General features: G+C 72.9%; 15 protein-coding genes. 7 read left to right on the top strand and 8 right to left on the bottom strand.

The features are described 5' to 3' along the window. Nucleotides 1–89: 89 nt before the first annotated feature. From trpB to lgt, 4 genes are all read left to right on the top strand, one after another. Nucleotides 90–1,376 carry a tryptophan synthase subunit beta gene (gene trpB, locus IE255_RS05755; protein WP_190048997.1) on the top strand — a complete coding sequence of 429 codons (1,287 nt, stop codon included), beginning with the start codon at nucleotides 90–92 and terminating at the stop codon, nucleotides 1,374–1,376. Further along, a complete protein-coding gene (trpA, locus tag IE255_RS05760) occupies nucleotides 1,373–2,191 on the top strand; it encodes a tryptophan synthase subunit alpha (RefSeq protein ID WP_190048998.1) in 819 nt (272 codons plus the stop codon). The genes trpB and trpA overlap by 4 nt, the downstream gene beginning before the upstream one ends. A gap of 86 nt (nucleotides 2,192–2,277) precedes the next feature. Beyond that, nucleotides 2,278–3,054 carry a DsbA family protein gene (locus IE255_RS05765; protein WP_190048999.1) on the top strand — a complete coding sequence of 259 codons (777 nt, stop codon included), beginning with the start codon at nucleotides 2,278–2,280 and terminating at the stop codon, nucleotides 3,052–3,054. A gap of 84 nt (nucleotides 3,055–3,138) precedes the next feature. After that, the gene (gene lgt, locus IE255_RS05770) at nucleotides 3,139–4,065 is read left to right on the top strand and encodes a prolipoprotein diacylglyceryl transferase (RefSeq protein ID WP_190049000.1); all 927 of its coding nucleotides are present in this window, start codon (nucleotides 3,139–3,141) and stop codon (nucleotides 4,063–4,065) included. A gap of 57 nt (nucleotides 4,066–4,122) precedes the next feature. Here the strand turns inward: lgt and IE255_RS05775 are convergent, their stop codons facing one another. From IE255_RS05775 to IE255_RS05800, 6 genes are read right to left on the bottom strand one after another with little or no spacing between them, the layout of a single operon-like run. After that, complete coding sequence (locus IE255_RS05775; RefSeq protein WP_190049001.1) at nucleotides 4,123–4,935, bottom strand: HpcH/HpaI aldolase/citrate lyase family protein; 813 nt, start codon at nucleotides 4,933–4,935, stop codon at nucleotides 4,123–4,125. Then, nucleotides 4,932–6,131, bottom strand: coding sequence for a CaiB/BaiF CoA transferase family protein (locus IE255_RS05780; protein ID WP_190049002.1), 1,200 nt, complete (start codon nucleotides 6,129–6,131; stop codon nucleotides 4,932–4,934). Before IE255_RS05780 ends, IE255_RS05775 begins: the two co-directional genes overlap by 4 nt. Continuing rightward, a complete protein-coding gene (locus tag IE255_RS05785; protein WP_190049003.1) occupies nucleotides 6,128–7,495 on the bottom strand; it encodes an ADP-ribosylglycohydrolase family protein in 1,368 nt (455 codons plus the stop codon). Before IE255_RS05785 ends, IE255_RS05780 begins: the two co-directional genes overlap by 4 nt. Next, the gene (locus tag IE255_RS05790) at nucleotides 7,483–8,652 is read right to left on the bottom strand and encodes an ADP-ribosylglycohydrolase family protein (protein ID WP_190049004.1); all 1,170 of its coding nucleotides are present in this window, start codon (nucleotides 8,650–8,652) and stop codon (nucleotides 7,483–7,485) included. Before IE255_RS05790 ends, IE255_RS05785 begins: the two co-directional genes overlap by 13 nt. Nucleotides 8,653–8,659: 7 nt before the next feature. Beyond that, the gene (locus tag IE255_RS05795; RefSeq protein ID WP_190049005.1) at nucleotides 8,660–9,868 is read right to left on the bottom strand and encodes an ADP-ribosylglycohydrolase family protein; all 1,209 of its coding nucleotides are present in this window, start codon (nucleotides 9,866–9,868) and stop codon (nucleotides 8,660–8,662) included. Beyond that, complete coding sequence (locus tag IE255_RS05800) at nucleotides 9,865–10,926, bottom strand: ADP-ribosylglycohydrolase family protein (RefSeq protein WP_190049006.1); 1,062 nt, start codon at nucleotides 10,924–10,926, stop codon at nucleotides 9,865–9,867. Before IE255_RS05800 ends, IE255_RS05795 begins: the two co-directional genes overlap by 4 nt. A 212-nt stretch (nucleotides 10,927–11,138) precedes the next feature. Here IE255_RS05800 and IE255_RS05805 point away from each other — a divergent pair, with 212 nt between their 5' ends. The 3 genes from IE255_RS05805 to IE255_RS05815 all read left to right on the top strand — a co-directional run bounded on the left by IE255_RS05805 (nucleotide 11,139) and on the right by IE255_RS05815 (nucleotide 18,300). Then, nucleotides 11,139–11,870 (top strand): VIT1/CCC1 transporter family protein, encoded by a 732-nt coding sequence (locus IE255_RS05805; protein ID WP_190049007.1) that lies wholly within the window; start codon nucleotides 11,139–11,141, stop codon nucleotides 11,868–11,870. 378 nt (nucleotides 11,871–12,248) lie between these two features. Then, complete coding sequence (gene gltB, locus IE255_RS05810) at nucleotides 12,249–16,844, top strand: glutamate synthase large subunit (protein WP_190049008.1); 4,596 nt, start codon at nucleotides 12,249–12,251, stop codon at nucleotides 16,842–16,844. Beyond that, nucleotides 16,837–18,300: a glutamate synthase subunit beta gene (locus IE255_RS05815; RefSeq protein WP_190049009.1), complete on the top strand. Its 1,464-nt coding sequence runs from the start codon at nucleotides 16,837–16,839 to the stop codon at nucleotides 18,298–18,300. Before gltB ends, IE255_RS05815 begins: the two co-directional genes overlap by 8 nt. Nucleotides 18,301–18,400: 100 nt before the next feature. Here the strand turns inward: IE255_RS05815 and IE255_RS05820 are convergent, their stop codons facing one another. Both IE255_RS05820 and IE255_RS05825 read right to left on the bottom strand, forming a co-directional pair. Next, entirely contained in the window at nucleotides 18,401–19,375 is a 975-nt protein-coding gene (locus IE255_RS05820; protein ID WP_190049010.1) for an ABC transporter ATP-binding protein, read from the bottom strand. Next, on the bottom strand, nucleotides 19,372–22,107 hold the full coding sequence (locus IE255_RS05825; protein ID WP_190049011.1) for a thioesterase domain-containing protein: 2,736 nt from the start codon (nucleotides 22,105–22,107) through the stop codon (nucleotides 19,372–19,374). The genes IE255_RS05820 and IE255_RS05825 overlap by 4 nt, the downstream gene beginning before the upstream one ends.

Here is a 22,107-nt window from a genome sequence, read left to right on the forward strand (position 1 = left end):
GACAAGCCACACACGGCCCGCAGCCAACAGACGATCCCCGCCCCCACGGCGACTAGTGCATCCCACACACTCACCGTGAAGGTTTCCGCATGCCCAGCCAGTTCTTCATCCCCGACCCCGAGGGGCAAACCCCCAACTCCGAAGGCTACTTCGGAGCGTTCGGCGGCAAGTTCATCCCCGAGGCCCTCGTCGCCGCAGTCGACGAGGTGGCCGTCGAGTACGACAAGGCCAAGCACGACCCGGAGTTCGCCAAGGAACTCGACGACCTCCTGGTCAACTACACCGGCCGCCCCTCCGCGCTCACGGAGGTGCCCCGGTTCGCCGAGCACGCCGGCGGCGCCCGGGTCTTCCTGAAGCGGGAAGACCTCAACCACACCGGCTCCCACAAGATCAACAACGTCCTCGGCCAGGCCCTGCTCACCAAGCGCATGGGCAAGACCCGCGTCATCGCCGAGACCGGCGCCGGCCAGCACGGCGTCGCCACGGCCACGGCCTGCGCCCTCTTCGGCCTCGAGTGCACGATCTACATGGGCGAGATCGACACCCAGCGCCAGGCCCTCAACGTCGCCCGCATGCGCATGCTCGGCGCCGAGGTCATCGCCGTGAAGTCCGGCAGCCGCACGCTGAAGGACGCCATCAACGAGGCCTTCCGCGACTGGGTCGCCAACGTCGACCACACCCACTACCTCTTCGGCACCGTCGCCGGACCCCACCCCTTCCCGGCCATGGTCCGCGACTTCCACCGGGTCATCGGTGTCGAGGCCCGCCGTCAGCTCCTGGAGCGCGCCGGCCGCCTGCCCGACGCGGCCGTCGCCTGCGTCGGCGGCGGCTCCAACGCCATCGGCCTCTTCCACGCCTTCATCCCGGACCCGGACGTCCGCCTCATCGGCTGCGAACCCGCCGGGCACGGCATCGAGACCGGCGAGCACGCGGCCACCCTGAGCGCCGGCGAGCCCGGCATCCTGCACGGCTCGCGCTCCTACGTCCTCCAGGACGACGAGGGCCAGATCACCGAGCCCTACTCGATCTCGGCCGGCCTGGACTACCCGGGCATCGGCCCCGAGCACTCCTACCTCAAGGACTCCGGCCGCGGCGAGTACCGCGCGGTCACCGACGACGCGGCCATGCAGGCCCTGCGCCTGCTGTCCCGCACCGAGGGCATCATCCCGGCCATCGAGAGCGCCCACGCCCTGGCCGGCGCCCTGGAGGTCGGCAGGGAGCTGGGCAGGGACGGGCTGATCGTGGTCAACCTGTCCGGCCGCGGCGACAAGGACATGGACACCGCCGCCCGCTACTTCGGCCTCTACGACACCGACGCCGAGGTCGCCGCCGACGCGGACACCGACACCGCCGAGATCGAGGGGGACGCCAAGTGAGCGGCAACATCCAGCTGTTGAGCGACACCCTCGCCACGGCGAAGTCCGAGGGCCGCTCCGCCCTCATCGCCTACCTCCCGGCCGGGTTCCCGACCGTGGACGGCGGCATCGAGGCGATCAAGGCCGCCCTCGACGGCGGCGCGGACGTCGTCGAGGTGGGCCTGCCGCACAGCGACCCCGTCCTCGACGGCCCGGTCATCCAGACCGCCGACGACATCGCCCTGCGCGGCGGTGTCAAGATCGCCGACGTGATGCGCACGGTCCGCGAGGCCCACGAGGCCACCGGCAAGCCCGTCCTCGTCATGACGTACTGGAACCCCATCGACCGCTACGGCGTCGAGCGGTTCACGGCCGAGCTGGCCGAGGCGGGCGGCGCGGGCTGCATCCTGCCCGACCTGCCCGTGCAGGAGTCGGCGCTGTGGCGGGAGCACGCCGAGAAGCACGGCCTCGCCACCGTCTTCGTCGTCGCGCCCAGCAGCAAGGACGAGCGGCTCGCCCGGATCACCGCGGCGGGCAGCGGCTTCGTCTACGCCGCCTCCCTCATGGGCGTCACCGGCACCCGCGCGACGGTCAGCTCGCAGGCCCAGGACCTGGTGGAACGCACCCGGGCCACCGGCACCGACCTGCCGGTCTGCGTCGGCCTCGGCGTCTCCAACGCCGCCCAGGCCACCGAGGTCGCCGGCTTCGCCGACGGCGTGATCGTCGGCTCGGCGTTCGTCAAGGCGATGCTGGACGCCCCGGACGACGCGGCCGGTGTCGAGGCCGTCCGGGCGCTCGCCGGTGACCTCGCCAAGGGCGTGCGCGGACAGGCGTAAGAAAGCGGGAAGTCATACGGGTCCCTCGTACGGGTGGACCTGGGGCCGGGGAGGCGCGGTGCGCCTCCCCGGTTCGTTTCCGGGGTGTGAGCGAGAAGAACCGTGAGGGAAAGCGCACCGCCCGCGAGAAGCTGGCGGTCGAGCGTGAGAAGCAGAAGTCCGCGGAGAAGCGCCGGCGCGCGCTGATCGTGGGCGGGGCCGTCGTCGCCGTCCTCGGACTCGCGGCGGTGATCGGCGTCGTCGCGGCCAACGCCGGCAAGGATGACGACAGCGAGGCCTCGGGCCCGGTCGTGGCCCCCTCGGGAGCCCAGGGCAAGGACGGCCTGGCCATCCCGGTCGGCAAGGACAGCGCCAAGTCGACGCTCACGGTGTGGGAGGACTTCCGCTGCCCGGCCTGCAAGTCCTTCGAGACGGCGTACCGGCCGGTGATCCACGAGCTGACGAACGCCGGCCAGCTGAAGGTGGAGTACCACCTGGTCACCCTCATCGACGGCAACATGCGCGGCAGCGGCTCCCGCAACGCGGCCAACGCCGCCGCCTGCGCCCAGGACGCCGGCAAGTTCCCCGCGTACCACGACGTGCTCTTCGACAACCAGCCCCCGGAGATCGACGACGCCTACGCGGACAACGACAGGCTGATCGAGCTCGCCGGCAAGGTCGACGGCCTGGACACCCCGGCCTTCCGCAGCTGCGTCGAGGACGGCAAGCACAACTCCTGGGTCGCCAAGTCCCACCAGGCCTTCGACAAGGGCGACTTCTCGGGCACGCCGACCGTGCTGTTCAACGGCAAGGACATCTACCAGGACCGGACGATGACCCCGGCGAAGCTGAAGCAGATGGTGCAGGAGGCGAACAAGGGGTAAAGAGTTTTCTCACGCCCCTGTTATGGACCCGTAGCCGGGCCGCCTGCCCCGGGCCCGGTTCGGCACGGTAGCGTCGACCTTGCCATGGAACTTGCCTTCATTCCCAGCCCGTCGCGCGGGGTGCTGTACCTCGGCCCCATTCCGCTGCGCGGCTACGCGTTCTGCATCATCATCGGCGTCTTCGTTGCCGTCTGGCTCGGCAACAAGCGCTGGATCGCCCGGGGCGGGCGGGCCGGCACGGTGGCCGACATCGCTGTCTGGGCCGTCCCCTTCGGCCTCGTCGGCGGCCGGCTCTACCACGTGATCACGGACTACGAGCTGTACTTCAGCGAGGGCCGTGACTGGGTGGACGCCTTCAAGATCTGGGAGGGCGGCCTCGGCATCTGGGGCGCGATCGCGCTCGGCGCGCTGGGCGCCTGGATCGGCTGCCGGCGCCGCGGCATCCCGATGCCCGCGTACGCCGACGCCGTCGCGCCGGGCATCGCCCTCGCGCAGGCGATCGGCCGCTGGGGCAACTGGTTCAATCAGGAGCTGTACGGCAAGCCCACCGACCTGCCGTGGGCCCTGGAGATCACGTCCTCGGCGGACGGCCGGGTGCCGGGCACGTACCACCCGACGTTCCTGTACGAGTCGCTGTGGTGCATCGGCGTCGCGGTCCTGGTCATCTGGGCGGACCGCCGCTTCCGGCTGGGGCACGGGCGGGCGTTCGCGCTGTACGTCGCCGCGTACTGCTCGGGGCGCGGCTGGATCGAGTACATGCGCGTCGACGACGCCCACCACATCCTGGGCGTCCGGCTGAACGTCTGGACCGCCATCCTCGTGTTCCTGCTCGCGGTCACGTACCTGGTGCTGTCGTCGAAGAAGCGGCCCGGCCGGGAAGAGGTCGTGGAGCCCGGTGCCTCCGACGGTGGAGCCGCCACGGACGACGAGGGTAAGACCGACGCCGAGGGCAAGGACGGCGACGCCGAGGACGAGGCCAAGAACGAGGCCGGGTCGGCGAAGAAGACCTGACGGTCGGCTGTACGCGGCGAGGGGCGCCCGGAACGGTCCGGGCGCCCCTCGCCGCGTCTAACGACGGCGCGCCAGGGACAGCGTGCGCTGTGCCGCCGTCACCACCGCCGCGTCGATGAAGCGGCCGTCCGGGAGGGCCTGGGCGCCCTGGTCCGTCGCGGCCGCCTTGATGATCGTCTCCGCCTGTTCGATCTCCTGCTCGGTGGGCAGATAGACGCGCTCGATCACCGGGAGCTGCCGGGGGTGGATCGCGGCGCGGCCCAGGAAGCCCAGGGCGCGGCCGTGCGCGCAGGTGGCGGCCAGCCCGTCCAGGTCGCGGAGGTCCGGGTGGACGGACTGCGCCGGCGGGGGCAGGCCCGCCGCCCGGGCGGCCGTGATCACCCGGGAGCGGGGCCAGTCCAGGCCCGTGTCGGCACGTACGCCGAGATCGGCCCGCAGGTCCGCCTCGCCCAGCGCGATGCCGCGCAGGTGCGGGTGGGCCGTGGCGACGGCGTACGCCTGTTCCACGCCGAGGGCCGTCTCCAGCAGGGCGTACAGGCCGACGGTGGTCCGGTGGGCGATGTCGGTGATCTCGGCCGGGGAGGTCACCTTGGGCAGGCGCAGTCCGGACAGGCCCGGGGCCTTCGCGAGGGTGGCGATGTCCTGTTCCGCCCAGGGGCTGTCCAGGGCGTTGACGCGGACGTGGACCGGGACCGCGGGCGGGTCGCCGAGCAGCTCGGCGGTGGCGGCGCGGGCGTACTCCTTCCGGTCGGGGGCGACCGCGTCCTCCAGGTCGACGACGACGACGTCGGCGCCGGAGGCGAGGGCCTTCGCCACCACGTGGGGGCGGTCGCCCGGGGCGTAGAGCCAGGTGAGCGGGGGCGCCGTCACAGGGCGCCCTCCGCGCGCAGCGCCGTGAGGTCGGCCGGGGACAGGCCGAGCTCGGTCAGGACCTCCTCGGTGTCCGCGCCGTGCGGGCGGCCGGCCCAGCGGATCGCGCCGGGCGTGGCGGAGAGGCGGAAGAGGACGTTCTGCATGCGCAGCGGGCCCAGTTCCGGGTCGTCGACGGTGGTGATGGTGTTCAGGGCCTGGTACTGCGGGTCCGCCATCACGTCCCGGACGTCCTGGACCGGGGCCACTGCCGCCTCGGCCTTCTCGAAGGCGGCCAGGACGTCGGTGCGGGTGCGCTCGGCGATCCAGCCGCCGACCGCCTCGTCCAGGACGTCGGCGTGGCGGGCGCGGTCGGCGCCGGTGGCGAACCACGGCTCGTCGACCAGGTCCGGGCGGCCGACCAGGTGCATCACGCGTTCCGCGACCGACTGGGCCGAGGTGGAGACGGCGACCCAGGTGCCGTCGGCGGTGCGGTAGACACCGCGCGGGGCGTTGTTGGGGGAGCGGTTGCCGGTGCGCGGCTGGACATGGCCGAGCTGGTCGTACCAGAGCGGCTGGGGGCCGAGGGCGGCCAGGATCGGTTCGATCAGGGCCATGTCGACGACCTGGCCCTCGCCGGTGCGGTCGCGGGCGGCCAGGGCCGTCAGCACCGCGTATGCCGTGGTCAGGCCCGCGATGGCGTCGGCCAGGCCGAACGGTGGCAGGGTCGGGGGCGCGTCCGGTTCGCCGGTGATCGCGGCGAAGCCGCTCATCGCCTCGGCGAGGGTACCGAAGCCGGGGCGGTGCGCGTAGGGGCCGAACTGGCCGAAGCCGGTGACGCGGGCCAGGACCAGGCGGGGGTTGGCGGCCGACAGCTCCGGCCAGCCCAGGTCCCACTTCTCCAGGGTGCCCGGGCGGAAGTTCTCGACGATCACGTCGGCGGTGGCGGCCAGGCGCAGGAGGGTGGTGCGGCCGCCCGGCTTCGACAGGTCGAGGGTGATGGTGCGCTTGTTGCGGCCGAGCATCTTCCACCACAGGCCCACGCCGTCCTTCGAGGGGCCGTGGCCGCGGGAGGGGTCCGGTTTCCTCGGGTGCTCGACCTTGATGACCTCCGCGCCGAAGTCACCGAGCAGGGTGGCGGCCATCGGGCCGGCGAAGAGGGTGGCGAGGTCGAGGACGCGGAGGCCGGTGAGGGGCGCGGGCTGGGGCGCGGTCATGAGCGGTGGGTCTCCCGGTGGGTGAGGTGGGCGAGGGTGTCGAAGCCGATGCCGTTGAAGTCGCTGATGGAGGTGGTCAGGCGGTTCTTCAGGGGGGCCGTCCAGCGGTCGGGCAGGGCCGCGGGGTCCTTGGCCAGCAGGCCGGCGATGCTGCCGGCGGTCGCGCCGTTGGAGTCGGTGTCCCAACCGCCGCTCACCGCACGGCAGATGGAGCCGGAGAAGTCGCCGTGCGCGTGGGTGAGGGCGGCGGCGATCAGGGCGGTGTTGGGGACGGCGTGCACCCAGTGGTGGGTGGCGGCGTGGGCGGCGTGGAGTTCGTCGACGACCGTGTCGAAGTCGGCGTGCTCGTGGGCCAGTTCGATGGCGTGGCGGACGGCTCGGGCGAGGCGGGAGCGGGGCGGGACGACGGTGAGGCCGGTGCGCAGGCAGGCGTGGATGTCGTGTTCGCTTGTCGCGGCGGTCGCGATGGTGGCCGCCGCGAACATCGCCGCGTAGACGCCGTTGGCGGTGTGCGTGAGGGTGGCGTCGCGGTGGGCCTGTTCTGCGGCGGCGGCCGGGTCGCCCGGGTTGGTCCAGCCGTGGACGTCGGCGCGGATCAGGGCGCCGATCCATTCGCGGAACGGGTTGCGGTGGCGGGCGGTGTGCGGGGGTTCCAGGCCGGTGAGGAGGTTGCGGTAGGCGATGCGTTCGGCGGTGAAGGTGCGGCCGGCGGGGAGTTCGTCGAGCCAGGTGCGGGCCACGTCCGTGGTGGTGAAGGCCTTGCCGTGGCGTTGGAGGACGAGGAGGTTGAGGAGGGGGTAGTTGAGGTCGTCGTCCTCGGGCATGCCGTCGATGTTCTCGGCGAGGGAGGTTTTCGCCGAGCGGCGGTTCCAGGGGTGTGCGGCGAGGAGTTCGCTGGGGACGCCGCGTTCGGTGAACCAGGTGGTGAGGGGCCAGTTGCCGGTGGACTTGGCCAGTTGGCGGATGGCGTCGAGGGGGAGTATCTCGACTGGTTTGCCGAGGAGGCAGCCGGTGGCTCGGCCGAGCCAGGCGGCTTCGAGGTGCGACTGCGCGGGGTGCGGACTTCGGCTGCCCGCAGACGGTGGCCACTCAGGGCATGCAGCCCTGATCTTCCCCAGGTCCGTCGGTTCGTCGTCGGCCAACGTGCTGGGGAGGTCCGCCAGTTCGTCCAGGAGGTCTTCTGCCAGTTGGCGGAGGTAGCGGGACGTCGGTGTGGGGGACGCGCCTGCCGTCGTGGGGGCCTCCGGGCCGCCTGCCGCTCGCCAGCGGGACGCGATCCTCGACGGTTCTCGGCCGTCCTGGGTCGCCTGGCGGAGTTCGTGGCCGATGAGGTCCTCCGGCTGGACCCAGGTCAGTCGGAGCATTCCTGGCCTCCGAGGGACGCGAAGGCCTGTTCGTGGGTGCGGCGGCGGGTCACGTCCCGGGCGAAGATCTCGCGCGTGACGGCGGTGAGCGTGGTCGCCGGTTCCCAGAGGTCCAGGCGGCTCGCCTCCGCCACGGTCTTGGCCCAATCCTCGGGGACCGGGGAGCCGAGGGCGCCGACCAGGGCGCCCGCCATCGTGGCGATGGAGTCGCAGTCGCGGCCGTAGTTCACGGCGCCGAGAACCGCGTGGCGGTAGTCGCCCTGTGCGACGAGCAACATGCCCAGGGCGACGGGGAGTTCCTCGATCGCGTGGAGGCGGGACGGGCGCCGGGCGCCCAGGGACGGGGCGCGGTAGTCGGGGCCCACCGTGTCGTAGGGGGCCACCGCCTCGCGCAGCGGGCGCAGCGCCGACTCGAAGTCCGGGTGGCGGCTCGCCTCCTCGCAGACCCGCTCGATCGCCGTGCGGGTGCCGTCCTTCGCGAGCGAGAGGCACGTCGAGACGATCGAGTCGGGCGTCGCGCCCGGGGTGCACGCCGCCGCGACCGCAGCGGCCAGGACGCCCGCCGCCTCCCGGCCGTACGACGACTGGTGCGCGCCGGCGACGTCGAGGGCCTCGGCGTACGCCGCCGGCGGGTTGGCCGCGTTGACCAGGCCGACCGGGGTCATGTACATCGCCGCCCCGCAGTTGACGATGTTGCCGGTGCCGGCCTCGCGCGGGTCGGCATGGCCGTAGTGGAGGCGGGTCACGAGCCATTTCTCCGCGAGGAAGATCCGCTGGAGGGGCAGGGCCTCGGTCTCCAGTTCCGGGATCCACCGGGGTTCGGTCATCAGGTCCGGGACCAGGTGGTCGGCGATCGCGTAGGCGTCGAGGTGGTCGCGGACCCGGGCGTAGACGCGGACCAGGGCGTGCGTCATCAGGGTGTCGTCGGTGACGTGGCCGTCGCCCTTGTGGTACGGGGCGAGGGGGCGGGCCGTGCGCCAGTCGTCGCCGTGCCAGGGGCCGACGATGCCGTGGACCCGGCCGCCGTGGCGTTCGAGGATCTGCTCCGGCGAGTAGCCCTCGACGGGGCCGCCGAGGGCGTCGCCGACGGCCGCTCCGACCAGGGCTCCGGTGATCCTCTCGTCCAGCGAGGCGTTTTGGTGCGGTTTGGGCTGCATGGCCGCATCATCCACCCGGGCGGGCCGGTTGTGCGGCTTCCAGGAGTCCGGCGAGTTCCACGAGGTCCGTGCCGGTGAGGCGGGGCAGGACGCAGCCGGAGAGCGTGCGGCAGGTCTCCCGCCAGGAGGCCGGGATCGACGCGCCGCCGCCGAGGGCGCCGGTGAGGGCGCCGACCAGGGCCGGGGCGGAGTCCGCGACGCGGGACAGGCAGGCCGCCGCGGGGATCGCCTCGGCGATACGGCCGCCGGCCGCGGTGGCCAGGGCGAGGGCGACCGGGACCGTCTCGGCGGCGGCGATGCCGTAGCTGTAGACGTGGTCGACGATCTGGTGCTCCAGGGGCGGGACCAGGGCGAAGGCGCTGTCCGCGGCGGCGGCGAGCTTGAGTGCGTGCCGGGCGTTGCGGCCGATCTCCGTCTCCTCGGGGAGTTCGGCGAGGGCCGCGGTGACGCAGGCGTCGACGTGCGCGCCGGCCAGGGCGAGGGCGAGCGCTGCCGCCATGGCGCGGGCGCCGTGGACGCCGTCGCCGTCCTGGGTGTAGCGGGCGTCGAACTCGGCGAGATCGGCGGCCCGCCGGGGGTCGCCCGGGTGGGCCACGGCCAGGACGCAGGCCCGTACGCAGGCGGCGTCGTCGAAGTAGTGGGGGTTGTCGTGGCCGGTGGCGGGTGGGCGCAGGCCGGTGGCGAGGTTGCCGAGGCCGGCGCGGACGGAGATGCGGGCGCGCAGGGGGAGGACGGCGGACTCGATCTCCGGGGCGCGGTCCGCGGCGGCGGCCACCTCGCTGGCGACGGCGTTCCAGGTGAGGTCGATCGCGGCTCGGGTGCGGCGGTCTCGGCTGAGGTCGTTCAGGACGGTGTCGTCGCCGGCGCGGAGGAGGGCTTCCGCGGCGAAGGCCGCCCATTCGGCGTCGTCGGAGGGGCCTAGGCGGAGGGGCTCGGGGGGCTGGTTCAGGGCGATGGGGACGGGGAGGGTGGTCGTCGCGTTGTGTTCGGCGAAGGTGTCGAGTTCGCGGGTGAGGCGGCGGGTCCAGTCGGGCATGCGGGCGGCTCTGTGGCGGGCCGCCGGCCAGCCTGCGGCGTCGCCGGCTGCGAGTCCGAGCAGGAGGCCTTCGGCCTTTTTGTCTCCCGCCCGCGCACCGCCCGTAACTGTCTCCCGAGGGGTCCTGGTCTCCCGTGGGGCGCCTTCGCCGTCGGCGGCTGACGGTTCGTGTGTCGTCATGAGGGGGTCTCCGTTCCGTCGACCGCCAGGACGAAGTCCGTCGGTTCCGGCTCCGTGCCGCGTGGTGCCGGTGTCAGCAGGTCCGCCACGTCCAGGACGTGGTAGCCGGCCATCGCGGGGAGGCATGAGCCGCGGGCCGGCGTGATGGCCGCGGCCCACGGCGCCGGGATCGCCGACACGCCCCGCGTCGCACCCGCCAGCGCCCCCGCCACCGCCGCCGTGGTGTCCGCGTCCCGGCCCATGTTCACCGCGGTCAGGACGGACTGCTCGAAGTCGCCGTCGGCCGCCGCGTACGCGCCGAAGGCGAGGGCGACCGCCTCGGGGGCCAGGTCGGTCCAGGGGTAGCCGCCGATGACGACCGCGGAGCGGACCGCGCGTTCGCCGCGGTGGGCCACCGCCACGGCGCGGCGCAGGCACCGGGCCGTCCAGGAGTCGTCGGGCACGACCGCGAGCGCGGCGGCCACGACCGCGATCGGCGGGGCGCCGGCCATCGCCGCCGCCACGCCCGCCGCCACCGCCTGGCCGCCGTAGATGCCCTCGCCGTCGTGGCTCACCGAGCCGTCGATCGCGACCAGCCGGCCCGCCTCCGCAGGGCGGCCCGCCGCGAACACCCCGAAGGGGGCCGCGCGCATGGCCAGGCCGTCGCTCCAGGCGTGCCGGTGCTGGGCGGAGATGGGGGCGGCCAGGCCCCGGCGCAGGTTCTCCAGCGTGCCGCGCTCGCTGAAGCCGGCGCCCCGGAAGGGGCCCTCGTCGCGGTCGGCGATCAGCTCGTGCCAGGCCGCCTCCACATGGGCCGGGGTGAGGGCGGAGCCGTGCCGGGCCAGGAGGAGGCCGGAGAAGATCGCGTACTCGGTGTCGTCCGTGCCGGCGGGGTTCTCGGCGACGTAGCCGGTGATACGGCCCCACCGCGCGCGGATCTCGGAGGGTTTCATGTTCTCGGCCGGGGCCCCGAGGGCGTCACCGATGGCCAGGCCCAGCAGTGCGCCGCGGGCCCGTGCGCGGAGTTCGGCGGCGTCCCCGGGCGCCGGGACGGAGGGGATGCAGGCGATCGATGCCATACGGCATGTGTCCCACCGGGGCGGCCGGCCCGAGCCTCAGGAGCCCCAGCATCACCCGGTCGACAGCTGCGCGCCCCCATGATCAAGTGAGCGGAGAAGGGTAAAACCGCAGGTTAGCGCAGCCTTTCCTTGCTGGCGAGGGCGGAATCCAGGGCGTAGTTTGTGTGTTGTAAAAATCTGGAACTTGTCCAAACAAGGGGAGCGGATCTTCCATGGCCATCATCGAGACCGAGGCGGCGCTGCACGAGGCGCACCGGGACAACCACACGCACCGGGACGTGAACGGCGGCTGGCTGCGTCCCGCGGTGTTCGGTGCGATGGACGGTCTCGTCTCCAACCTCGCCCTGATGACCGGTGTCGCGGGCGGGTCGGTCAGCCAGCACACCGTCGTCCTCAGCGGGCTCGCGGGCCTGGCCGCCGGTGCCTTCTCCATGGCCGCCGGCGAGTACACCTCCGTGGCCTCGCAGCGCGAGCTCGTCGAGGCCGAGCTGGACGTGGAGCGCCGAGAGCTGCGCAAGCACCCGAAGTGCGAGGAGGCCGAGCTCGCCGCGCTCTACCGGGCCAGAGGGGTCGAGCCGCGGCTGGCCGGCGAGGTCGCCCGGCAGCTGTCGAAGGACCCTGAGCAGGCGCTGGAGATCCACGCCCGGGAGGAGCTGGGCATCGACCCCGGCGATCTGCCCTCGCCCACCGTGGCCGCCGTGTCGAGCTTCGGCTCCTTCGCGCTGGGGGCACTGGTCCCCGTCCTGCCTTATCTGCTGGGTGCGAGCAGTCTGTGGCCGGCCGTGCTGCTGGCACTGCTCGGGCTCTTCCTGTGCGGTGCGGTGGTGGCCAAGGTGACGGCGCGGACCTGGTGGTACAGCGGGCTGCGGCAGCTGTTCCTGGGAGGCGCGGCGGCTGGTGTGACGTACGCCCTGGGCACACTGTTCGGAACGGCCGTAGGATAGCTCGGCTCGGACTTATGCGATGGGCCGCATAAGTAGCCGTTACTCGCTGGTTTCGAATGTGCAACCACGGGGCATGAGCCGTAAGCGCTGCGGGCAACGAGGCCCGCCGCGCATCCAGCGGAGTGGGCGAAGGCGCCCGTTCCGCCCTCGGGCCCGACGGGCATCGATCTCACCCGGTCGTTCCGTGCTGGCCCCCCATAGCTTCCACCGCGGGCGCGGTACCCCCGCCGCGAACCAGCGGTGTCCGCATGTTGGAACGGGTTGTCCCGGTACCCGAGAACCGTTCCATCATGTAACCTGCACGAAATTTTGCGATCACGCAGAGGGCCAACGTCGTCCCTCGGCACCATGCACATGCCACAGACGACGGGAGAGCCGATGCGTACGCCGCGCCAGCCGTCCCAGCATTCCGCGAATGGCCAGAACTGGTCGTTCATGGATGCTCGCCCTGCTGCGCAGGGTATGTACGACCCCCGCAACGAGCACGACGCCTGCGGCGTCGGCTTCGTCGCCACCCTCACCGGCGAGGCGTCCCACACCCTGGTCGAGCAGGCTCTGACCGTTCTGCGCAACCTCGAACACCGCGGTGCCACCGGCTCCGAGCCGGACTCCGGCGACGGCGCCGGCATCCTCTCGCAGGTCCCGGACGCCTTCTTCCGTGACGTGGCCGGATTCGAACTCCCCGAGGCCGGTGCCTACGCGGTCGGCATCGCCTTCCTGCCGGAGGACTCCGCCGCCGACGCCGTCTCGCAGATCGAGACGATCGCGTCCGACGAGGGCCTGACCGTGCTCGGCTGGCGCGAGGTGCCGGTCGCTCCCCAGCTGCTGGGGGCCACCGCCCGTTCGACCATGCCCCTGTTCCGGCAGATCTTCGTCAGCGACGGCGTCTCGCAGGGCATCGACCTCGACCGCAAGGCCTTCGTGCTGCGCAAGCGCGCCGAGCGCGAGGCCGGCGTGTACTTCCCGTCGCTGTCCGCGCGGACCATCGTCTACAAGGGCATGCTGACCACCGGCCAGCTGGAGCCCTTCTTCCCGGACCTGTCCGACCGCCGGTTCGCCTCCGCGATCGCGCTCGTGCACTCCCGGTTCTCCACGAACACGTTCCCGTCGTGGCCGCTGGCCCACCCCTACCGCTTCGTCGCGCACAACGGTGAGATCAACACCGTCAAGGGCAACCGCAACTGGATGGCGGCCCGCGAGTCCCAGATCGTCTCCGACCTGTTCGGCGGCCAGGACAAGATCGACCGGATCTTCCCGATCTGCACGCCCGACGCGTCCGACTCCGCCTCCTTCGACGAGGTCCTCGAACTCCTGCACCTCGGCGGCCGCTCCCTGCCGCACTCCGTGCTGATGATGATCCCGGAGGCGTGGGAGAACCACGACTCCATGGACCCGGCCCGGCGCGCCTTCTACCAGTTCCACTCCACGATGATGGAGCCCTGGGACGGCCCGGCCTGTGTCACCTTCACCGACGGCACCCAGGTCGGCGCGGTCCTCGACCGCAACGGCCTGCGCCCCGGCCGCTACTGGGTCACCGACGACGGCCTCGTCGTCCTCGGCTCCGAGGTCGGCGTCCTGGACATCGACCCCGCGAAGGTCGTCCGCAAGGGCCGCCTCCAGCCCGGCCGCATGTTCCTCGTGGACACCGCCGAGCACCGCATCATCGAGGACGACGAGATCAAGGCCGAGCTCGCCGCCGAGAACCCCTACGCGGAGTGGGTCGAGGCCGGCGAGATCGAGCTGTCCGACCTGCCCGAGCGCGAGCACATCGTGCACACGCACGCCTCGGTCACCCGCCGCCAGCAGACCTTCGGCTACACCGAGGAGGAGCTGCGCGTCATCCTCGCGCCGATGGCCAAGGCCGGCGCCGAGCCGATCGGCTCGATGGGCACCGACTCGCCGATCGCGGCGCTGTCGGACCGCCCGCGGCTGCTCTTCGACTACTTCACGCAGCTGTTCGCGCAGGTCACCAACCCGCCGCTGGACGCCATCCGCGAGGAACTGGTCACCTCCCTGCGCTCCTCGCTGGGCCCCCAGGGCAACCTGCTGGAGCCGTCGGCCGCGTCCTGCCGCAGCGTCCTGCTGCCCTTCCCGGTGATCGACAACGACGAGCTGGCCAAGCTCATCCACATCAACGCCGACGGCGACATGCCCGGCTTCAAGGCCGCGACGCTCTCCGGCCTGTACCGGGTGCACGGCGGCGGCGAGGCCCTGGCCGCCCGGATCGAGGAGATCTGCGCCGAGGCCGACGCCGCCATCGACAACGGCGCCCGCCTGATCGTCCTGTCGGACCGGCACTCGGACGCCGAGCACGCGCCGATCCCGTCGCTGCTGCTCACCGCGGCCGTCCACCACCACCTCATCCGCACCAAGCAGCGCACCCAGGTGGGCCTGCTGGTCGAGGCCGGCGACGTCCGCGAGGTCCACCACGTCGCCCTGCTCATCGGCTACGGCGCCGCCGCCGTCAACCCGTACCTGGCGATGGAGTCCGTCGAGGACCTGGTCCGCGCAGGGACGTTCCTCCCCGGTATCGAGCCCGAGAAGGCCATCCGGAACCTCATCTACGCCCTCGGCAAGGGCGTGCTGAAGGTCATGTCCAAGATGGGCATCTCGACCGTCGCCTCCTACCGCGGCGCGCAGGTCTTCGAGGCCGTCGGTCTCGACGAGGCCTTCGTCGACAAGTACTTCAACGGCACGGCCACCAAGATCGGCGGCGTCGGCATCGACGTCATCGCCAAGGAGGTCGCCGCCCGGCACGCCAAGGCCTACCCGGCCTCCGGCATCGCCCCGGCGCACCGCGCGCTGGACATAGGCGGCGAGTACCAGTGGCGCCGCGAGGGCGAGCCGCACCTGTTCGACCCGGAGACGGTCTTCCGCCTCCAGCACTCCACGCGCGCCGGCCGGTACGACATCTTCAAGAAGTACACCGAGCGCGTGAACGAGCAGTCCGAGCGGCTGATGACGCTGCGCGGCCTGTTCGGCTTCAAGTCGGACCGGCAGCCGATCTCCATCGACGAGGTCGAGCCGGTCTCCGAGATCGTCAAGCGGTTCTCCACGGGCGCCATGTCGTACGGCTCCATCTCCCAGGAGGCGCACGAGACCCTCGCCATCGCCATGAACCAGCTGGGCGGCAAGTCCAACACCGGTGAGGGCGGCGAGGACCCGGAGCGCCTGTACGACCCGGCCCGCCGGTCGTCCATCAAGCAGGTCGCCTCCGGCCGCTTCGGTGTGACCTCCGAGTACCTGGTCAACTCCGACGACATCCAGATCAAGATGGCCCAGGGCGCCAAGCCCGGCGAGGGCGGCCAGCTGCCCGGCCACAAGGTCTACCCGTGGGTCGCCAAGACGCGGCACTCGACGCCCGGCGTGGGCCTGATCTCCCCGCCGCCGCACCACGACATCTACTCCATCGAGGACCTCGCCCAGCTGATCCACGACCTGAAGAACGCGAACCCGCAGGCGCGGATTCACGTGAAGCTGGTCTCCGAGGTCGGCGTCGGCACGGTCGCCGCGGGTGTGTCGAAGGCGCACGCGGACGTGGTGCTCATCTCCGGCCACGACGGCGGTACGGGCGCCTCGCCGCTGACGTCGCTGAAGCACGCCGGCGGCCCCTGGGAGCTCGGTCTCGCCGAGACTCAGCAGACCCTGCTGCTCAACGGCCTGCGCGACCGGATCGTGGTCCAGACGGACGGCCAGCTGAAGACCGGTCGTGACGTCGTCATCGCCGCGCTGCTCGGCGCCGAGGAGTTCGGTTTCGCGACCGCGCCGCTCGTCGTCTCCGGCTGCGTCATGATGCGCGTCTGCCACCTGGACACCTGCCCGGTCGGCATCGCCACGCAGAACCCGGTGCTGCGCGAGCGGTACAACGGCAAGGCCGAGTACGTCGTGAACTTCTTCAAGTACATCGCCGAAGAGGTCCGCGAGATCCTCGCCGAGCTGGGCTTCCGCTCCATCGAGGAGGCCGTCGGCCACGCCGAGGCCCTCGACGTCACCCGCGCGGTGAACCATTGGAAGGCGCAGGGCCTGGACCTGGAGCCGCTGTTCCACGTGCCGGAGCTGCCCGAGGGCGCGGTGCGCCACCAGCTGATCGCGCAGGACCACGGCCTGGAGAAGGCGCTCGACAACCAGCTGATCAAGCTCGCCGCGGACGCCCTGGCCGCCTCCGACGCCACCGAGGCCCAGCCGGTCCGCGCCCAGGTGCAGATCCGCAACATCAACCGCACGGTCGGCACCATGCTCGGCCACGAGGTGACGAAGAAGTTCGGCGGCGCGGGCCTGCCCGACGACACCATCGACATCACCTTCACCGGCTCCGCCGGCCAGTCCTTCGGCGCGTTCGTGCCGCGCGGCGTCACGCTGCGCCTGGAGGGCGACGCCAACGACTACGTCGGCAAGGGCCTCTCGGGCGGCCGGATCGTCGTCCGCCCGGACCGCGCGGCCGACCACCTCGCCGAGTACAGCGTCATCGCCGGCAACACCATCGGCTACGGCGCCACCGGCGGCGAGATGTTCCTGCGCGGCAAGGTCGGCGAGCGGTTCTGCGTCCGCAACTCCGGCGCGACGGTCGTCTCCGAGGGCGTGGGCGACCACGGCTGCGAGTACATGACCGGCGGGCACGCGGTGGTGCTCGGCGAGACGGGCCGCAACTTCGCGGCCGGCATGTCCGGCGGTATCGCGTACGTGATCGACCTGGACCGGGACAACGTCAACGTCGGCAACCTGGACGCGATCGAGGCGCTGGACGACACCGACCGGCAGTGGCTGCACGACGTGGTCCGCCGCCACCAGGAGGAGACGGGCTCCACCGTCGCCGAGAAGCTCCTGGCCGAGTGGGACACCGCCGTCGAGCGCTTCAGCAAGATCATCCCCAGCACGTACAAGGCAGTGCTCGCCGCCAAGGACGCCGCCGAGCGAGCCGGTCTCTCCGAGACCGAGACCCACGAGAAGATGATGGAGGCGGCGATCAATGGCTGACCCGAAGGGCTTCCTGAACCACGGGCGCGAGGTCGCCAAGTCCCGCCCCGTCGAGGAGCGCGTCAAGGACTGGAACGAGGTCTACGTCCCCGGCTCCCTGCTGCCCATCATCAGCAAGCAGGCCAGCCGCTGCATGGACTGCGGCATCCCGTTCTGCCACAACGGCTGCCCGCTGGGGAACCTGATCCCCGAGTGGAACGACTACGCCTACCGCGAGGACTGGTCCGCCGCCTCCGAGCGGCTGCACGCGACGAACAACTTCCCGGAGTTCACGGGCCGCCTGTGCCCGGCCCCGTGCGAGTCGGCGTGTGTGCTCGGCATCAACCAGCCGCCGGTCACCATCAAGAACGTCGAGGTCTCGATCATCGACAAGGCGTGGGAGACCGGGGACGTCGCCCCGCAGATCCCGGAGCGCCTGTCCGGCAAGACCGTCGCGGTCGTCGGCTCGGGCCCGGCGGGCCTCGCCGCCGCCCAGCAGCTGACCCGCGCCGGCCACACCGTCGCCGTCTACGAGCGCGCGGACCGCATCGGAGGCCTCCTCCGCTACGGCATCCCCGAGTTCAAGATGGAGAAGCGGCACATCAACCGCCGTATCGAGCAGATGCGCGCGGAGGGCACCCGCTTCCGCACGGGCATCGAGATCGGCCGCGACCTGAAGGCCACGGACCTGAAGAAGCGCTACGACGCGGTCGTCCTGGCCGTCGGCGCCACCACGGCCCGTGACCTGCCGGTGCCCGGCCGCGAGCTCAAGGGCATCTACCAGGCCATGGAGTACCTGCCCCTGGCCAACAAGGTCCAGGAGGGCGACTTCGTGGCGCCCCCCATCTCGGCGGAGGGCAAGCACGTCGTGGTCATCGGCGGCGGCGACACCGGCGCGGACTGCGTGGGCACCGCCCACCGCCAGGGCGCGGCCTCCGTCACGCAGCTGGAGATCATGCCCCGCCCGAACGACGAGCGGCACCCGGTCAACCAGCCCTGGCCGACCTTCCCCATGCTCTACAAGGTCACCTCGGCCCACGAGGAGGGCGGCGAGCGCGTCTACTCGGTCTCGACGACCCACTTCGAGGGCGACGAGGACGGCAACGTCCAGTGGCTGCACCTCACCGAGGTGGAGTTCATCGACGGCAAGCTGACGCCGAAGCCGGGCACCGAGCGCAAGATCCCCGCCCAGCTGGTGACGCTGGCGATGGGCTTCACGGGCACGGACCGCGAGAACGGCCTGGTGGACCAGTTCGGCCTGGAGCTCGACGCGCGCGGCAACATCGTCCGCGACGACGACTACCAGACCAACGTGCCGGGCGTGTTCGTCGCCGGTGACGCCGGCCGCGGCCAGTCGCTCATCGTGTGGGCGATCGCCGAGGGCCGCTCGGCGGCGCGCGGGGTGGACCGCCACCTCACGGGCGCCAGCGAGCTGCCGGCGCCGATCCGCCCGACGGACCGTGCGCTGATGGTCTGACGCGCACCCCCGATACGTCCCGCACAAAGGCGTGCGGAACACAGACGGCGCCTGTCCCTTGTCCCCGACCGGACGAACGGGCAGGCGCCGTCGCATGTCCTCAGCCGTCGTTGCGGCCGCCCCCGCTCCCGTCGGGCCACACCTGGACGTGGTCCTCCTCCAGCTCCAGCAGCACCCGGTCCCGCATGCCCAGAGCCGCCGTGTACTCGGCCGGCAGCTGGAAGCGGCCCGCGCGGTCGAGCATCGCGTACTCACGGGCCACCAGGGACTCCCGGCCCGTCTCGTCGACCTCGGTGCGGCGCAGCACCTCCGTCGCGGTGCGGCCGTCGCGGATCGCGACCGTGCGGCGGACCTCGCCGGCGACCGTCTGGTCGTGCGTGACGATGACGATCGTCGTGCCCAGCTCCTCGTTGACCCGGCGGAACGCCGCGAAAACCTGCTGCCCCGTCGCCGAGTCCAGCTCGCCGGTCGGCTCGTCGGCGAGCAGCACGGCGGGGGTGTTGGCGAGGGCGACGGCGATCGCGACGCGCTGCTGCTGGCCGCCGGACATCTGCTGCGGCCGCCGGTCCCGGCAGTCGGCGACGCCGAGCAGGGACAGCAGCTCCTCCGCCCGTCCGGCCCGTTTCCGCCGCGAGCGGCCCGCCAACTGCATGGGCAGGGCGGCGTTCTGCGCCGCCGTCAGATACGGCAGCAGATTGCGTGCCGTCTGCTGCCAGACGAAGCCGACCACCTCACGCCGGTAGCGCAACCGCGCCTTCGCGTCCATCGTCAGCAGATCGTGGCCCGCGACCTTCGCGGCGCCCGCGGTCGGGACGTCGAGGCCCGCGAGGATGTTCATCAACGTCGACTTGCCGCTGCCGGACGCCCCCACCAGGGCCATCAACTCGCCCTGGCGCACCAGGAGATCGAGCCCCTGGAGCGCCTGCACCTCGATGGCGTCCCCGCCACCGCGCTTGGCGAAGATCCGCACCAGCCGGTCGCAGGAGATCAGGGCGTCGTGCCCGTACGCGGGTCGGTCGCGATGCCGCGCCGCCCGCCGCTCCAGCTCCGTGAGCGACTCCGTCGTACCGCTCATCGCATGTCTCCCGCCCTGAGGTGAGTGATCGGTGTCCGGCGTCCCGCCCACCAGGCCTGCGCGACGGCCACCGACCCCGCCAGCAGCACCGCGCCCGCGGCCGGCAGGGCCAGCGACCACACGTCGGCCCGCAGCACGGCCCCCTCCGGCCCCGTGCCGCCGGACGCGCCGGCCAGGGCGAGCCGGTCCAGGTCGATGCCGGGGGCGAGCAGCCGTACCGTGGCCCAGCCGACGGCCGTGCCCCCGCCGGCCGCGAGCAGCGCCTGCGGCAGCGCCTCCAGGCCGAGCAGGTGACGCCCCTGGCGGCTCGTCAGGCCCAGGGCGCGCAGCCGGGCCAGCAGCGCGGTCCGCTCCGGCGCGGACCGCAGCAGGCCGAGCACCAGGGCGAGCAGGGCGTACCCCGCGCCCGCGACGACGGCCCAGACGTAGATCCGTTCGGCGCCCGCCTGAAGCGGTGAGTCGGACAGCGCCGCGCGTTCCTCGGCGCGCAGTGTCACGGAGAGGCCGGGCCCGGCGCCGCGCACGGCCGCCCGCAGTGCCCGCGTGTCGAGTCCGGCACCGGCCGCCAGCAGGGTCGTGGGACCGCCGGAGCCCTTCAGGCCCGCCGCGTCGACCAGCAGGAACTCGCCCTCGGGGACGGCCGGGGTGTGGGGGAGCACGGTGGTGATCCGCACCGTGACGGCTCCGTCCTCCGTCACGATCCGGCGCGGCGCCCGCCCGAGCCGCTCGGCGACCCCGGGGGAGGCGACGGCGTCCAGCGCCCCGCCCCCGGCCCCCAACCGGTCGGCCGGGAAACCCCCGAGGCCCATCCGCCGGGCCAGCTCCGCGTAGGTGTCCGGCTCGACCCCGGCCACGGGCAGCGATCGCGTCTCGTCGGAGGCGCGCTCCGAGGCGTACGTGAGGCCCACGGCCGTGACCTGCCGTACGCCCGCCACAGCCCGTACCGCACGCACCAGTCCGGCCGGGAGGGGGCTGCCGTCGGTCGTGGAGATCCGCGCGTCCGCGCCCGTCTCCAGCAGCGCGGCCCGGTCCCGGGCGTCGGCCACGCCCTTCAGCACGGACCCTCCGAACGCGGCCGTCGTCAGGGCCGTCAGCAGGGCGAGCAGCGGCAGTGTGGCGACCGCCGCCGGTGAGCGGCCCGCGTGGGCCAGCGACAGGAACCCGACCAGCCCGCGCAGCCGCCCGGCCGGGCCGGCGGCCCACCGCAGGGGCAGCGGGTACAGCCGGACGAGGACCAGCGCGGCGGCCAGCCCGACGAGCACCGGGGCGGCGCTCACCAGCAGATCGCCCGCCCCGTCCGTACCGCGGCGGCGCAGCGCCGCCACCGAGCCGACGGCCAGTACCAGCACGGTCAGTTCGGCGACCGTGCGGCGCCCGCCGGGCCTGGCGCGGGCGAGGTCGTCGCGCTCGCGGTGCGCCCGCGGCCTGCGGTGCGCCACGACCGCGCGTACCGGCAGCGCGGCACAGGCGAGCAAGGCCACGGCGCCCGCCCCGACCACGGCGGGCAGCGGCCGGGCCTCGTCCACGACGAGCACGGCGAGCAGCAGGCCGCACGCCGCCGCGGGCACCGCGGGCACCGCCGTCTCGGCCAGCAGCCGCCCGGCGATGCCGCGCAGGGAGCCGCCCCGGGCCCGCAGCAGGGCGAGTTCGGCGTCGCGGCGGGCGGCGGCCAGACCACCGCTCATGACCAGGACGACGACGGCGACCGCGGCCATTCCGAAGGCCGCGACGGCGACCACGGGCGCGATCGCGTCACGGGTCTCCGTGTGGGAGGCGACGACCTGATCCAGGTCGGTGGACAGCTGCGCCGTCGCACCGGCGGCCCCGCGCATCCGCACCAGCCCCGGCCCGTCCTCCAGGGAGGCGACCGCCTCGACGAGCGCCGAGGTGTCCGCCCCGGTGAGCCGCCCGGTCGCCGGCGCGAACCGCCAGTACTTCTCCGGCTCGCCCTGGCCGCCGAGCAGCGCCGGCGCGGCCCCGGGCGCCAGCAGGACGCCCGCCTCCCAGTAGAACTGCGGCGGCCGGCCGCTGGTGTCGGCCAGGGCAGGGGTGCGCAGGACCGGTTCGGCGGACCAGTAACTCCGCCGCGGCTGCCGGGGTTCGAGGATGCCGGTGATCCGTACGGTCAGCGGTCCGTCCGGGAAGCCGGCCAGGGTGAGCGTGGCGCCGGTCCGCAACCGCAGCGTGCGGGCGGTCTCGGTGGTCACGGCGCCTTCCACCACCCTGGTGTCCACGGTCACCGGTGTGCCGGCGGTGGGCAGCCGGCCCTCCCGCACGGTGGCGTGGCGGGCCGCTCCCGACTGCGTGACCAGGGTGAAGCGGGGCGGCAGCCCGTCCGGCCGGGGCAGCGACGGGTCCTGTGCCTCCAGGCTCTTGGCGGTCCGCACCCCGTACGCCGACTGGGCCGGGTCCGCCCGCAGCGGCTCGGGCAGCAGCGCCCGCGCCTTGCCGTCGACCGCCGCCAGCGCCTCCGGCCGCACCGCGTCCGCACGGGCCTCGTCGGGCAGTTCGAGACCGGGCTGCGGCGCCCTCAGCTCCAGCACGGTGGACTCGGCGGATGCCGCCGCGACGGCCTCGCGCAGCCCGTCCGTCTCGTACGCCTCGACCGCCCGCGGCAGGACGGCCGCGAGGAACGCCGTGACCAGCACCAGCACGCCGAAGGCGACGGTGGACCAGGGCGCGGTCCGCAGCCGGGTCCGCACCCATGGCGCGCCCTGCGCGTTCGGCGGCAT

The organism is Streptomyces lomondensis (assembly GCF_014651035.1).
GTDB classification, from domain to species: domain Bacteria; phylum Actinomycetota; class Actinomycetes; order Streptomycetales; family Streptomycetaceae; genus Streptomyces; species Streptomyces lomondensis.